The 13,761-nt window shown below is 71.0% G+C and carries 14 protein-coding genes; 9 read left to right on the plus strand and 5 right to left on the minus strand.

The features are described 5' to 3' along the window. Positions 1-21 precede the first annotated feature (21 nt). The 5 genes from K6T25_RS05135 (at position 22) to K6T25_RS05155 (ending at position 5,994) form a co-directional block, all read left to right on the plus strand. Positions 22-375, plus strand: a complete 354-nt coding sequence (locus tag K6T25_RS05135; RefSeq protein WP_222917023.1) for a winged helix-turn-helix domain-containing protein — start codon at positions 22-24, stop codon at positions 373-375. Continuing rightward, a complete protein-coding gene (locus K6T25_RS05140; RefSeq protein ID WP_222917024.1) occupies positions 375-653 on the plus strand; it encodes a DUF7521 family protein in 279 nt (92 codons plus the stop codon). The genes K6T25_RS05135 and K6T25_RS05140 overlap by 1 nt, the downstream gene beginning before the upstream one ends. Then, positions 650-925 (plus strand): DUF7521 family protein, encoded by a 276-nt coding sequence (locus K6T25_RS05145; RefSeq protein WP_222917025.1) that lies wholly within the window; start codon positions 650-652, stop codon positions 923-925. The genes K6T25_RS05140 and K6T25_RS05145 overlap by 4 nt, the downstream gene beginning before the upstream one ends. A gap of 90 nt (positions 926-1,015) precedes the next feature. Next, positions 1,016-4,843: a pentapeptide repeat-containing protein gene (locus tag K6T25_RS05150; protein WP_225917811.1), complete on the plus strand. Its 3,828-nt coding sequence runs from the start codon at positions 1,016-1,018 to the stop codon at positions 4,841-4,843. Between the two features lie 41 nt (positions 4,844-4,884). After that, positions 4,885-5,994, plus strand: coding sequence for a molybdopterin-dependent oxidoreductase (locus K6T25_RS05155; RefSeq protein ID WP_222917026.1), 1,110 nt, complete (start codon positions 4,885-4,887; stop codon positions 5,992-5,994). 94 nt (positions 5,995-6,088) lie between these two features. Here the strand turns inward: K6T25_RS05155 and K6T25_RS05160 are convergent, their stop codons facing one another. From K6T25_RS05160 to K6T25_RS05170, 3 genes are all read right to left on the minus strand, one after another. Further along, entirely contained in the window at positions 6,089-6,622 is a 534-nt protein-coding gene (locus K6T25_RS05160) for an NUDIX domain-containing protein (protein WP_222917028.1), read from the minus strand. 82 nt (positions 6,623-6,704) lie between these two features. Beyond that, on the minus strand, positions 6,705-7,541 hold the full coding sequence (locus tag K6T25_RS05165; RefSeq protein ID WP_222917029.1) for a 4-phosphopantoate--beta-alanine ligase: 837 nt from the start codon (positions 7,539-7,541) through the stop codon (positions 6,705-6,707). A 49-nt stretch (positions 7,542-7,590) separates the two neighbouring features. Further along, positions 7,591-8,457 (minus strand): pantoate kinase, encoded by an 867-nt coding sequence (locus K6T25_RS05170; protein ID WP_222917030.1) that lies wholly within the window; start codon positions 8,455-8,457, stop codon positions 7,591-7,593. A 132-nt stretch (positions 8,458-8,589) separates the two neighbouring features. On the opposite strand from K6T25_RS05170, the gene K6T25_RS05175 reads away from it, so the two are divergent. From K6T25_RS05175 to K6T25_RS05185, 3 genes are all read left to right on the plus strand, one after another. Then, entirely contained in the window at positions 8,590-9,150 is a 561-nt protein-coding gene (locus K6T25_RS05175) for a cupin domain-containing protein (protein ID WP_222917031.1), read from the plus strand. A gap of 100 nt (positions 9,151-9,250) precedes the next feature. After that, positions 9,251-9,553 (plus strand): UPF0175 family protein, encoded by a 303-nt coding sequence (locus tag K6T25_RS05180; RefSeq protein WP_222917032.1) that lies wholly within the window; start codon positions 9,251-9,253, stop codon positions 9,551-9,553. Then, a complete protein-coding gene (locus K6T25_RS05185) occupies positions 9,550-10,089 on the plus strand; it encodes a PIN domain-containing protein (protein WP_222917033.1) in 540 nt (179 codons plus the stop codon). The genes K6T25_RS05180 and K6T25_RS05185 overlap by 4 nt, the downstream gene beginning before the upstream one ends. Before the next feature lie 34 nt (positions 10,090-10,123). On the opposite strand, the gene aspS is transcribed toward K6T25_RS05185, so the two are convergent. After that, on the minus strand, positions 10,124-11,428 hold the full coding sequence (gene aspS / locus K6T25_RS05190) for an aspartate--tRNA(Asn) ligase (RefSeq protein WP_222917034.1): 1,305 nt from the start codon (positions 11,426-11,428) through the stop codon (positions 10,124-10,126). 163 nt (positions 11,429-11,591) lie between these two features. On the opposite strand from aspS, the gene K6T25_RS05195 reads away from it, so the two are divergent. Beyond that, entirely contained in the window at positions 11,592-12,875 is a 1,284-nt protein-coding gene (locus K6T25_RS05195) for a sensor histidine kinase (RefSeq protein ID WP_222917035.1), read from the plus strand. A gap of 112 nt (positions 12,876-12,987) precedes the next feature. On the opposite strand, the gene K6T25_RS05200 is transcribed toward K6T25_RS05195, so the two are convergent. Then, positions 12,988-13,710 carry a phosphoglycerol geranylgeranyltransferase gene (locus tag K6T25_RS05200; protein ID WP_222917037.1) on the minus strand — a complete coding sequence of 241 codons (723 nt, stop codon included), beginning with the start codon at positions 13,708-13,710 and terminating at the stop codon, positions 12,988-12,990. Positions 13,711-13,761: the final 51 nt, after the last annotated feature.

Here is a 13,761-nt window from a genome sequence, read left to right on the forward strand (position 1 = left end):
TAGAAGGAGCAAACTCCCGCTGTGAGCGAGGACCGGACCGCCGCCGACGTGCTCGACCTGCTCGGGGACGAGTACGCCAGGTCTATCCTCGCGGCCGTGAGCACCGGCGCCAAGTCGGCCGCGGAACTCGGGGAACACTGCGACATGTCCGTCTCGACGGTGTACCGGCGGGCGGAGGCGCTCGTGGAGCGGGACCTCCTCGTCGAGCGGGTGCGCATCGACCCCGACGGCCATCACGAGTCGGTGTTCGAACCGGCCGTCGAGCGCCTGGCGGTGGAGGTACGGGACGGCTCGCTCGACGTCGACGTCGAGCAGCCGAACGAGGACGCGGTGGACCGGTTCACGCGCGTCTGGGAGGACATCAGGGAGAGCTAATGCACGTCGAACTCGTCATCGCGAAGGTCGCCACGGTACTGTTGGGAACCGCCATCTCGATTCAGGCGATGCGCGGGTATCGTCGCCACGGGAGCGAGCCGATGCTGTACCTCGGGGTCGGGTTTCTGATCGTCACGATCGGCTCGGTGCTGGAGGGAGTGTTGTTCGACGTGCTCGGCTGGAGTCTCTTCGCCGCCGGCGCGGTACAGACGTCGTTGGTTGCGCTCGGCATGCTCGTCATCCTCTACTCGCTGTTCGGGGAGGTGTCGATGTCGTGACCGACGGCACGCACCTCGCCCTCAGTGTCGTCCGCGCCGTCGTCTTCCTCCTGGGCGTCGCGGTGACCGCGACCGCGACTCGCGCGTACCACCGGGTCGGCGAGCCGTATCTCCGCGACGCCGCCGTCGCGTTCGGCGTCGTCACCGTCGGCGTTCTCATCGAGGGCGTATTGTTCCAGTTCACGAGCCTCGATCTCACCGCCGTCCACCTCGTCGAGTCCGTCGCCATCGGCGTCGGCTTCCTCGTCCTCCTGCGGTCGCTGCGCGCGTAGTCCCCCTTTGGTGCGGCCGACGATCGTGCGAGCCACGGCCCGGCGCGTGTGACAGAACATTTAACAAACCCGACACCGACACACGCGTGAGTGTCAGGGAGCTGTTCGTTCCGCATCGACCCGAACGGGGCGGTCGAAGCGGGAACCGACGGCGGAGTCGACGCGGCGACCGACGACGCCGACGCTCGGAGCGTCGCTGGCGCGCCGGGCGTCGACGCCAGTGAGCACCCCGGCGTGACCGAGTCGTGGTCGTGCCCGCATGAGGCGCACCCGGACACGGAGCGGTGCGTCTTCCATATGGGCGGGGACGCCCGCGCGAAGCGCGGCGTGAGCGACGCCGACGTCGCCGAGGCGCTTCGGGAGGTGGCGGGGCGTCACGGCGCGGCCGACAAACGACTGCTCGGGGCGCGCCTCGGCGACGTGACGCTGGACAACGAGGTGCTCGACGCGCCGGACACGTCGCCGCTGGACCTACGCGGCGCGCGCGTTACGGGGACGCTCTCGCTGGTCGAGGCGGAGGTGTGCCAGCCGGTCGATCTGCGCGGGGCCAGGCTGTCGAGCGTCGATATGACCGACTCGACCATGCGGGGCGACTGGGACCTGTCCGGCGCCCGCGTCGACGACGAGTTCGTCCTCCGAGAGGCGACGTTCGAGGGCGACGTGGACCTCGTCGGGGCGGCGTTCGACGGCCGCGTCTCGGCCGAAGAGGCCCGATTCGTCGCCGACACGTGTCTGCGCGAGGCGACGTTCGCGGCGGCCGCGCGCTTCGACGGCGCGGAGTTCCGCGGCGACGCGAACCTGCTGGACGACGACGCGTGCTTCGAGCGGGCCACCTTCGAGGCCGAGGCGTGCTTCCGGAAGGCCCAGTTCCGCTACGCCGACTACGTCGACGCGGCGTTCGGCGGCGACGTCGACTTCGACGAGGCGACGTTCACTGGCGACGCGGAGTTCGCGGGCGCGACGTTCGACGCCGGCGCCTCCTTCCGCGGGGCGGAGTTCCACGGGGGGGCGAACGTGCTGGTCGAGGACGTGACGTTCGCCGACGCCGAGTTCGCAGACAGCGTGGCCTTCGAGCGCGCGGAGTTCGCCGACGCGACCTTCGCCGGGACCGACTTCGGCGACGATGCCGACTTCGACCACGCGCGCTTCGAGGGGAACGCGGACTTCGCCGGCGCCGTGTTCGACGCCGACGCGGAGTTCCCGGAGGCGCGGTTCGCTCTCGACGCCGACTTCTCTCGCGTCCGGGTCGCCGGCGCCGTCGAGTTCGCCGGCGCGGAGTTCCGCGGCGGCGACAACGTCCACGCGGACGACCTCAGCTTCGCCGACGCGACGTTCGAGGGGCACGCGGACTTCGGCGACGCCGAGTTCCGGTACGCCGACTTCACCGGCGTCGAGACGGCGTCGATGGACATGGAGGGCGCCCGCTTCGCCCGCGACGCGGCGTTCGACGGCGCCGTCGTCGACGGGGCGTTCACCCTCGACGAGGCCCGCCTCGACGGCGACACCTCCTTCGCCGGCGCGACGTTCGGGGCGGCGGTGTCGATGCGGGGCGCGGAGTTCCGCGGCGACGACAACGTGCAGGACGACGACCTCACGCTCGCGGGTGCGACCGTCGAGGGCCCGCTCGACTGTTTCGCCGCCGTCTTCGGCGAGGCGACGTTCGACGGCCTCGCGGTCGCCGGGGACGCCGAGTTCGACGAGACGGAGTTTACCGAGACGGCGACGATGACGGGCGCAACGTTCGGCGCGGCGGTGCGATTCACGGAGGCACGCTTCCGCGACGACGCCGCCTTCGACGACCTGACCGTCGAGGGATCGGCGTCGTTCCGCGGGGCGGAGTTCCACGGCGGCGACAACGTCCGCGACGACGACGCCACGTTCGCCGGGGCCGACTTCGGCGACGACGCCGACTTCAGGCACGCGCGCTTCGAGCGCACCGAGTTCGACGGCGCCGTCGTCGCCGGCGACGCCTCCTTCGGGGAGGCCGCCTTCGACGACCAGGTCGTGTTCCGCGGCGTCGCCTTCGAGGGGGAGGCACGCTTCGACGAGGCCCGTTTCGACGGCGACGTGTCCTTCGGGACGGCGACGTTCGGAGGGGTCGCGGCCTTCCGCGGGGTGGAGTTCCACGGCGGCGACAACGTCCAGGACGACGACGCCACGTTCGCCGGGGCGACCTTCGGCGACGAGACGACGTTCCGGGCCGCCGAGTTCACCTACGCCAACGTGACCGATGCGACGTTCGAGGGGCCGGCCACGTTCGAGGCGACGCGCTTCGATCGCGACGCCGACTTCGACGGGTCGGCGTTCCGCGACGACGCGACGTTCGCCGAGGCGCGCTTCGAGACGGACGCGAGTTTCGAGGGCGTCGCCTTCGACGGCGACGCCGTCTTCAGCGGCGTCGAGTTCGTCGGCGGCTACCACGAGACGGACGACGCCGCGTTCAACGACGCCGTCTTCGGGGGCGACGCCGCCTTCGACGAGGTGGAGTTCCGCGTCGCCGGGTTCGACGACGCCCGCTTCGAGGAGAGTGTGACCGTCGAGCGGAGCACCTTCGAGGCGGTACACGCCGAGGCCGCGACGTTCGAGGCGAGCCTGAACGCCGAGCGCGCCCGGTTCGGTCCCACGGCGTTCGGCGGCGCCGAGATCGTCGGCGACGCGCTGTTCATCGAGGCCGCGTTCGACGGGGACGCGACGTTCCGGAACGCGACGTTCGGCGCCTCGGCCGTGTTCTCGCGGGCGGTGTTCGACGACCGGGCGGACTTCTCCAGCGTCCGGGTCGCCGACGAGGCGCACTTCGACGAGCTACACTTCCGCCGGGACACCACGTTCGCTGACGCCGAGTTCGGCGCGGAGGCGACCTTCCGGGCCGCCGAGTTCGAGGGCAGCGCCAACATGCACAACGACGACGCCAGCTTCCAGAGCGCCGTGTTCCACGGCCCGGCGAACTTCGACAAGGCGACGTTCCTGTACGCGAACTTCGTCGGGACGACCCTCCACGACCGCGCGCGCTTCAGCGAGACGCGCTTCGAGGAGTCGGTGCGCTTCCGGCCGACCGCCGATCGCGGCGAGGTGCTCGTGGACCTCTCGGGGGCAGTCGTCCGCGGCGGCCGGTTGGGCCAGCCCGAGGGGGGGAGCGTCTTCTACGACCTGACCGGGGCGCTCGTCGCCGCCGTCGACCTCGACGCGACCGACTGCGAACACGCGCTGTTCGACCACTTCCGGTTCTGCAACACCGACTTCGAGGGGTTCGATTTCACCGCGCACAAGGACCACCTCGCGCGGAGCAACTGGGTGATCCACGAGTTCGCCGTCGGCGAGGGGACGCTCGACCCCGAGGAGGCGGCCATCGCCGGCCCCGCAACCCTCGAGAGCACGTACCTGAAGGCGAAGAACTGCGCGGCCGAGTTCGGCGACCGCAAGGCCGCCGCCGAGTTCTTCATCAAGGAGATGTACTACCGCCGCCGGAAGAACTGGCTCATCGCGCGCAACCGCGACGACATCGCGGACGGCGACGTCTCGCCGGTGAACCGTCTGAAGGCGCTGGGCAAGTGGACCGGCAACAACGTCCTCCACCAGACGTGTGGCTACGGGGAACGCCTCTGGCGCTCGGTGTACGTCTCCGTGGTCGTCATCGTCGTGTGGGGCCTGCTGTACTCGACGGTCACGCAGGGGACCCGCGGGTCCAGCGGGCTGACGACACAGGGACTCCGGAGCGTCCGGCAGGCCGTCTCCCCCGAGGGGCTGCTCGTCATCGGCAAGAACATGTACTTCAGCATGGTGACGTTCACGACGCTCGGATACGGCGACATCCAACCGGTGGGCGCGACCGCGCGGACGCTCGCCGGCGTCGAGGCGTTCATCGGCGCCATGCTCGTCGCGCTCGTCGTGTTCGTGCTCGGCCGGCGCGTCGCCTGGTGAGCGGCCGCGGACCTATATCTCCCTGGCCCGTCGGATCCCCCGTGTCGAAGCGATCCGGCCGCGCCGCCCTCGCCCGCGCGCTCCGCCGCCTCGAGCCGCCGCCCCGCGTCGTCGACTGGGCCATCGCGGTCGCCGTCGCCGTCGAGGTCGCCTCCGGCCTCTACTCGTTCACCCGCGGGACGCCGAGCGGCGCGTGGGTGTTCTGGCTCCACTCGACGGTCGGACTGACGCTCGCGGGGCTCGTGGGGTTCAAGCTCTACCGCGTCCGGCGGCGCGTCACGTCGACGGCGGCGTGGGACCGCTTCACCCCGCTGTCGGTACTCCAGGCGGTCGTCACGCTCGCGGCCCTGGGAACGGGCGTCTTCTGGGTGCTCGGGGGCAACGTCCCGGTCCTGGCGTGGACCACCCTCAACCTCCACGTCGGCCTCGGCCTCCTGCTGGTTCCGCTGGTGCTGTGGCACCTCCGCGGACGATTTCACTCCCCGCGCGACGTGGACCTCGACCGCCGTGCCGCACTCCGCACGGGCGCGCTGCTCGTCGCCGGCACCGTCGTGTGGCGAGCGACCGAGACGGCCGACCGCGCCCTCGGCGGGGCGACGCGGCGCTTCACCGGGTCGAAGCCGACGGGCGACCTGTACGACACGGAGACGGAGGGCGGCGGCTTCCCCGTCACCTCGTGGGTCGCCGACGATCCCGACCCGGTCGACCGGGACGACTGGACGCTCTCGGTTCGCGGGCTGGTCGAGGAGGAGCTGGCTCTACCATACGACGAGGTCGCCGGGAACGGTCCCACGCGCGAGGTCGAGGCGACGCTCGACTGTACTTCCGGGTGGTACACCCACCAGACCTGGGGGGGCGTCCGCGTCGGCGATCTCCTCGATTCGGCGGGCGCGAGCGACGACGCGCGCTACGTCCGGTTCACCTCGGTGACCGGCTACCGCTGGTCGCTTCCCATCGAGGAGGCGCACGACGCCCTGCTCGCGACGCACGTCCGCGGCGACCCGCTCTCGCACGGCCACGGCGCCCCCGTCCGACTCGTCGCCCCGGGCCGCCGGGGATTCCAGTGGGTGAAGTGGGTCGAGTCGATGGAGGTGCGGAAACGCGGCGACCCGATGCAGTGGCTCGTGACGCTGATCTCGGGATTCGAGTAGTGCGTCGTCCGGGCGCAATGGAGCCGAGCGACGAGTCGCCTCCCGCCGGATCGTCACCGATGCACGGGTCCGGATCGTCGACCGCCCATCGATGTCAGTCGTCGACGGCCGCGGCGTCAGCATCCGGCGGGCTGACGAGGTGGACGTGTCCCGCGGACTCCAGCGCGTCCGCGACGCCCGCGGGGAAGAACGGGGCGTCCGCGGCCCGGAGGTCGGCGAGTGAGCGCCAGTACGCCTCGTATTCGATCCGGTTCTCCCCGCCGTGGTCGGCTCCGTCGTCGCCCCCGGCACCCTCGTGGCCGTCGACGCCCCGGAAGCGGTCACGGTCGTACAGCGAACCGTCGACGAACGCCGCCTCGCGGACGACGGCGAACTCGTGGTGGGACTCGCCGCCGAACTCGAACAGGTTCTCCACGGTGCAGACGGCCGGTCCCGCATCGATGTCGACGCCCAACTCCTCGCGGAACTCCCGCTTCAGCGCCGCGTCGCTGGACTCGCCCGGCTCGATGCCGCCGCCGATGAAGCGGTGGAAGTGCGTGTCGTCGGTGCCGGAGAGCCGCTGGACGAGGTACGCGCCGGAGTCCGGGTGACGGAGCGCGCCGAGGGCGACGCCGCGGATGTCGGACATGGGATCGTGTCGGTTCCGCGATCGATCCAAATCGGTTCCGGTTTGGGTCGGGACGGTCTCGGTCAATCGTGGTCTGGACCAGTCACTCCAGATCGCCCTCACGGATCGCGCGTTCCGCCTCTTCCAGCACTGCCTCGCGGTCGAACGACTCGACGATCTCGCGGAGCGCCTCGTCGCTCGCGTCCGCGAGGTCCTCGGCGTGGCGAGTTATGTTCGGCACCGCGCGGAGGATGTTGTCGACGATCGGGACCGCGGCGACCTGTGCCGACCGGCTCATCGGATTGAGGTCGATCACGATCTCGGTTTTCCCCATCGCCCCCAGCGCCTCCGCGCGGTCGCCGTCCTCCAGCGGGACGACGACCACGTCGGCGTCGCCGATGCCGTCGGCGTCGACCTTCGCGCGCTCGTGGCTCAAGCCGGGGATCCGACCGTCGGCGGTCAGGCCCATCACGTCGCTCGCGCCGTGCGCGCGGAGGTGGTCGGCGATCGCCCGCATGCGCTCGTCGGTGCGGTTGAACAGGTTTACCTCGATGTCGGCGCCCGTCGCCTCCGCGAGGTCGACGATCTCGCCGGGTACCAGCGCCGCGACGTTGCCGTTGACCGAGAGAACCGGATGCTCGGCCAGCAGAAGGTGTGCCGCGGCGGTACGGGCGGCCGTGTCCGCCGAGGGGAGCGTCTTCTCGCCCAGCAGGTAGTCGAACGCCTCGCCGCGACCCTCGGCGATGAGCCCCTGTTTCGAGGTGATCCCGATGTCGACGCCATGCTCGATGCGATGGCGGGTGAGCAGCGACTCGTAACGCGGGTGGTCCTCTGGGATCTCCGACTCGTGTTCGGGATCCGCGGGGACCTCGGGGTCGCCGGTGGCCTCGTCGGTCGCGTCCGTCTCGGCGTCGGCGTCGACGCCGGCGTCGTCGGTCATACCCCCGACTCGTCGTCGGGGGACGAAAAGCGCGTTCACTCGGCGCGGGCTACCCCTCGGTACGGAGCGTCGCGCCCGTCGGGTGGACCGTACACGCCTCGGCGTCGTAGCCGGCGTCCGAGAGCCCGGTGCCGAGCGCGTACACCGTGCGCCCGAGCATCGCCATCGACGCGAGACCGCCCTCGGCCTCGACGGCCTCGACCGCCTCGGCGACCTCGGGCACCAGCAGGCCGGCTTCGTCGGCGAACTCCCGGCCTGCCGCGAGCAGTTCCAGCTCGTCGGGGCCGCGCATCAGCCGCGTCAGGGCCGCCTCGCCCGCCTCGCGCACGGGATCGAGGGTCCCCCCGAGCACCCGTTCGGTGGAGAGTTCGCCGAAGGAAACGTACTCGACCCGGGGACGCGCGGGCACGCCGTCCAGGCGACCGTAGCCTGGAGCTCCGGGCTCCAGCCGGACCGGAAGGCCGCCGCGGAACTGCCCCACGACGTCGCCGAGGCCGGTGCCGGCGGCGGCCTCGGCGGCGTGAGCGACGCGCACGAGGTCGTTCTCCGAGCGCGACAGCCCGAACGCGTCGTTCGCCGCCAGCGCGGTCGCCAGCGCGGCCGCGCCGCTGACACCGAAGCCCGCGCCGACGGGCACGTCGCTCGACACCTCGACATCGGCGACGACGTTCAACTCCGCGAGCACTCGTCGCACCGGCTCCATCTCTGCGGCGGCGCCGTCGAGTTCGAGACCGGCCGCGGCAGTCGACTCGTCGGCGCTCGCCTCCGCGGCCTCGGTCGGTCGGACGATCACCTCGACGCCCTCCGAAAGCGCGAGACCGGCGCCGCGCGATCCCGCGCGGACCGGGTCGCGGTCGGGGTACGGCGCGAAGAAGGCGGTGATGTGGCCCGGCGCGAACGCGGTCGCCTCGTCCATACACCCGCACACGTCGGCGCGCGAGTAGGGGTTTCGGTTCCGAGCAACCGCCCAGTCGCCCGCGGACGCCGCCCGGCAACCGGGCCCGTCCGAACCCGCGGACTTTTGCGCGTCTGTGTGACTCGTGCACGCATGGACCACGTCGTCGTCGACGATCTCGACAACTCGCTGCAGCCGGCGGCGGTGATGCGCCACCTCACCGACCCGCTCGACTGTTCGGACCTGGCGATCAACTACTACGAACTCGCGCCCGGCGACTCGTTCGCGTTCGCGTACCACAACCACGAGGTCCAAGAGGAGGTGTTCGTCGTGCTCTCCGGGACGGCGACGTGGGCCGTCGGTCCCGAGCCGACGGACGGTGCGTTCGAGGACGCGGGCGATCCCGCCGAACGCCGGGAGGTCGAGGTCGGACCGATGGAGGCGATCCGGATACCGCCGGGACAGTTCCAGCGCGGGTGGAACCGGGCCGAAGAGGGCGGCGAACGGGTGACCGCGCTGGCGCTCGGCGCGCCGCTGGCGTACGGCGAGCAGTTGAAACGCGACGACTGTCCGGACTGCGGCCGGGAGCGGTCGGTCGACATCGAGCGCGCCCCCGACGACGAGGCGCAGTTGGTCACCGTCTGTGCGGACTGCGGCGCGGAGGTGGCGCGGTGGCGACGCGGCGCCGACGGCGAGAACGAGCGGGTTCGATAGCGGACGAGCGGCGAGCGGACTCGACGTCGTGTTCGTGAACCGGCCGTTCGAGGGAACGACCGAACACTCTTGAGTGTATACGCAGTAATAGTTCGTATACATGGGTTCGATCAGCGCACGTGTGCCGGACGACGAGCGCGCCGAGTTGGAGGAGGTCGCCGACCTGCTCTCGCTGGACCGGAGCACGACCATTCGCAAGGCGCTCCGTGAGGGCCTGCGCGAACTCCGGATCGAGGTCGCCGTCGAGCGGTACCAGTCGGGAGAGATGTCCGTCAACGAGGCGGCTCGGGTCGCGGGCGTCAGCCTCGGGGAGTGGCTAGAGATCGCTCACGAGCGGAACCTCACGACGCAGCTGACACCCGAGGAACTCGAGCGCGATGCCGAGACGGCGTTGGATCTGTGACGGAGATCCTCGTCGACGCGACGACGCTCATCGCGCTCGGAAACGTCGATGCGCTCTCGCTCCTCTCGACGTTCGACGGACCGATCCTCGTCCCTCGGCCGGTCGCCGCCGAGGTGACGATCGAACCGGCGAGCACGGCGCTCGAACGGGCTGTCGACTCGGACGTCATCGAGATCTCGACGGCTCGAACGAGGGACGAATCGGACGCGGGATTCAGCGATGCACGGCACCTCCTCGGCGACGACGAAACGAACGGCGACGTCGCGCTGATCGCTGATATCCTCCGACGCGGGTCCGAGCCCGATGTCGCGGTCGTCTCGGACGACCGACGCGTTCGCCGCGTCGCCGAGGGGTTGGGCGCGGCCGTTACGGGAACGATCGGTGTCGTCATCCGCGGCGTCGCGGACGAGTGCCTCGACGAGGAGGCCGCGCTATCCCTGCTCGATCGGCTTGAGGAACGCGGGCTGCATACGACTACCAGCCTCCGGACACGAGCGGAACGACTCATCCGCGACGCCGCGGGCGACCGGGAGTGAGTCGAGACCCCCGCACGCGTCGCGACCGATCCGCCTACGGGCTCAGCCGCTGGCGGTCGCGCGGGAAGAGCACGGCCTCGCGGATGTTGTCGAGGCCGAGCATCGTCATGAGGAGGCGCTCGGCGCCCATCCCCCAGCCGGCGTGGGGCGGCATGCCGTAGCGGAACATCTTCGTGTAGTACTCGAACTCCTCGGGGTCGAGCCCCTGCTGCTCGAAGCCGGCGATGAGCTCGTCGTGGCGGTGCTCGCGCTGGCCGCCCGACACCAGCTCCATGCGCGGGTGCATCATGTCGAAGCCGGTCGACTTCTCGGGGTCGTCGTCGTGGTCCTTGATGTAGAACGGCTTGACCTCCGAGGGCCAGTCGGTGATGAAGTAGTGCTCGCCGACCGCCTGCCCGAGCACGTGCTCGGCCTCCGTCGAGAGGTCGTCGCCCCAGCCGAGGTGCTCGTCGAGTTCGCCGGTGGCGTTGACGCGGTCGAGCGCCTCCTGATAGCTCAGGCGCGGGAAGTCGCCGGAGGGGACCTCGAAGTCGTCGGCGAGGCCGAGTTCCTCGAGTTCGCCCGCGCAGTTCTCCCGGACCGCCTCGTATCCCGCCCTCGTGACCGCCTCGGCGACGTCCATCGCCTCGGTGTGGTCACAGAAGGCGCCCTCGAAGTCGATGGAGTGGGCCTCGTTGAGGTGGCGCGGCGTGTTGTGCTCCTCGGCGCGGAAGATCGGCCCGATCTCGAAGACGCGCTCGAGGTTGGAGCCGGCCAGCAGCTGCTTGAACAGCTGCGGGCTCTGGTTCATGAACGCCTCCTCGCCGAAGTAGGAGATGGGGAACAGTTCCGTGCCCCCCTCGGTGCCGGTGGCGACGATCTTCGGCGTGTTGATCTCGGTGGCGTCGTGGCTCCGGAAGGCGTCGCGGACGGCACGCAGCAGCTCCGCGCGGATCTCGAAGACGGCCTGCACCTCGGCCTTGCGGACGTCGAGCGTGCGGTTGTCCAGCCGGGTCGGAAGCTCGGCGTCGACCTTGCCCGAGGGGTCCAGCGGCAGCTCGGGGTCGGCCGGGGCGACGACCTCGATGTCGGTCGGGACGACCTCGACGCCGGTGGGCGCGCGGGGCTCCTCCTTCACGTCGCCCTCGACCCTGAGGACGGACTCGCGGTGGGCGTCGAGACCGGTCTCGACCATCGCCTCGTCCATCTCGTCTTTCTCCAGTTTGACCTGGATCCGCCCCGACTTGTCGCGGAGGATCAGGAACGCGATACCGCCGAGGTCGCGGGTCTCGTGGACCCAGCCGGCGACGGTAACCGCGTCGCCCGGGGTCGCGTCAGCCGTGTAGGTTCGATCGTGCATACAGTCCAGTTCCGGCGCGAGGCTTTAAACTCGGTCGATCCCCGCTCTCATCCCTCGTGAAGACTTTTCACGGAGGAGCCGACCGCCGGGGGAGCGAACCCCGATTGCGCGCGATGATAGTGAGGAAGGTACGCTTATGCGTCCGGACCCGAATCGACGCCCAGTGACAGACGCGGGCCGCCTCGGGGGGGAGCGCAGCCGTGGCGACAGCGACGCGACTGGCTCGGGACGACCCGCCGGCGGCGCCGGATCGACTGCGAGCGAGGAGGTGGCCGACGCCGCCGACGACACCGGCGGGCCGGCGTGGTTCTCGCGGGCGTTGGCCGCCAGCGGGGCGTTCACCGGCGCGCTCGTCGTCGGGACCGGCGCACTGGTGTTCACCTCGACCGGGCGGAGTCCGGGGTCGATCGTGTTGGGCCTCGTCGGACCGCTGTGTGCGGTGTGGGCGTACGGGGTCGTCCTCGCGTGGGTCGCCCGGACCGACCTCCCGCGCGAGCACCACGCCCGCCTCGCCGGCTGGCTCGTCGTCGGGGTGATCCCGCTGGTCGTGGGCGCGGTGGTGATGCAGGCGTACAGCGCCGCCGTCGGGGCGCTCGACTCGTTCTCGCCGGCGGCCGCCGGCGGCTGGGCCTGCGGGGGCGTCGTGTTCGGCGCCGCCGTCGGCATCGGCGACGTGCGCGTCCGGATGCGGACCGCCGAGGCCGAGGAGGCGACCGCCCGCTACGAGCAGCTCGTCGAGGTCCTCACCGTCCTCAACCGGGTGTTGCGCCACGACGTGCGCAACGACCTCACGGTGATCTCCGGCTACCTCGACCACGCGCGCCGCGAGGGCGACGCCGACATCGCCGAGTACCTCGACGGCATCGAGGCGCGCGCCGAGCGGATCGAACGGCTGAGCGACCACGCCCGCCTCGCGGAGAACGCGGTGCTGGGCGACGACGCCGTCGAGGGGACCACCGACCTCACGCTGGTCGCCGAGCGCGTCGTCGGCACCATCGCCCGCGACTTCCCGGCGGCGTCGGTGTCGGTCCACAGCGAGGTCGACGACGCGCAGGCGCTCGTTCCGGGTCACGACCTGCTGGAGTCGGCGCTCCACAACGTCGTCGAGAACGCCGTCGAACACGCCGACCACGAGGCGCCGACCGTCGACGTGACCGTCCGCGTGCGCCCTGCCGACGCCGTCGACCGCCCACGACCGCGGCTGCCGAGCGGTTCGGCGGCCGACTCCGTGGTCGAGGTCGTCGTCGCCGACGACGGACCGGGGTTCCCCGAACGCGAGCGGGCCGTGCTGGAGGAGGGCGGCGAGGACGCTCTGGAGTCGAGTTCGGGGATGGGGCTGTGGGTGGTTCACTGGATCGTCGACGCCGTCGGCGGGGTCACGGCCGTCGAGGACCGTGCGGGCGGCGGCAGCGTCGTCACGCTCCGATTTCCCCGACTCGACGGGTGAGACGCCGCCCCGGACGGGAACGCGGTCGCCCGCGGGGCCACAACGGAGCGCGACGGGAGAAGCGGGTGATCGCGGCGCGACGGTCGCGGTCGCGCGGGTCCGGCCGGTCCGTTCAGGCGTCGGCGACCTCGGCGTGGGCGTCCTTGACGCCCTCGACGGTCTCGCGGACGGCGTCGGCGCCCTCGTCGTGGAGCAGGTCGCCGACGACGACGGCGTCGGCGACCCGCCCCATCTCGTGGGCGTCGTCGTAGTCGTGGATGCCGCCGCCGTAGAAGAGCGTGGAGTCGTCGAGCGCGTCGTGGGCGGCCTTCACCGTCTCGCGGTCGCCGAGCATGCCCGAGTACTCGACGTAGACGATGTCCTGCCCGAACATCTTCTCGGCGACGCGGGCGTACGCGCCGACCTCGTCGGGCGTGAGGTCGCAGTCGGCGCCGGTGAGCTCCGCGGCGGAGGCGTCGGGGTTGAGCACGATGTACGCCTCGGTGTGGGTGCGGTCCCAGTCGAGGTGGTCGGCGATGCGCACCCACTCCTTGTGCGCGCCGGTGATCCAGAACGGGTCGTCGGCGTTGAACACGGTCGGGATGAGGTAGCCGTCGAGCGCCTCGTCGTCGACGACGACCGCCGGGTTCGACGGCTCCTGGTACAGCGGGACGTTGTGCGCCTTGCACGCCTCGATGACGCGGGTCGCCTTCTCGGAGGTCACGTCCAGCGTGCCGCCGATCTCGATGGCGTCCGTGCCGGTCTCGCAGGCGTCCGCGAACGTCTCGTCGCCGTACAGATCCTTGTCCGGGTCTATCTTCAGGACGTGGTCCCACTCCGCCCAGGGAGCGCTCATGTTGGTGGGGATGGTGTACAGAGTGCTAAAAAGGGCGCGGATGTGGGCGGT

It is taken from the genome of Halobaculum rubrum, assembly GCF_019880225.1.
GTDB classification, from domain to species: Archaea; Halobacteriota; Halobacteria; order Halobacteriales; family Haloferacaceae; genus Halobaculum; species Halobaculum rubrum.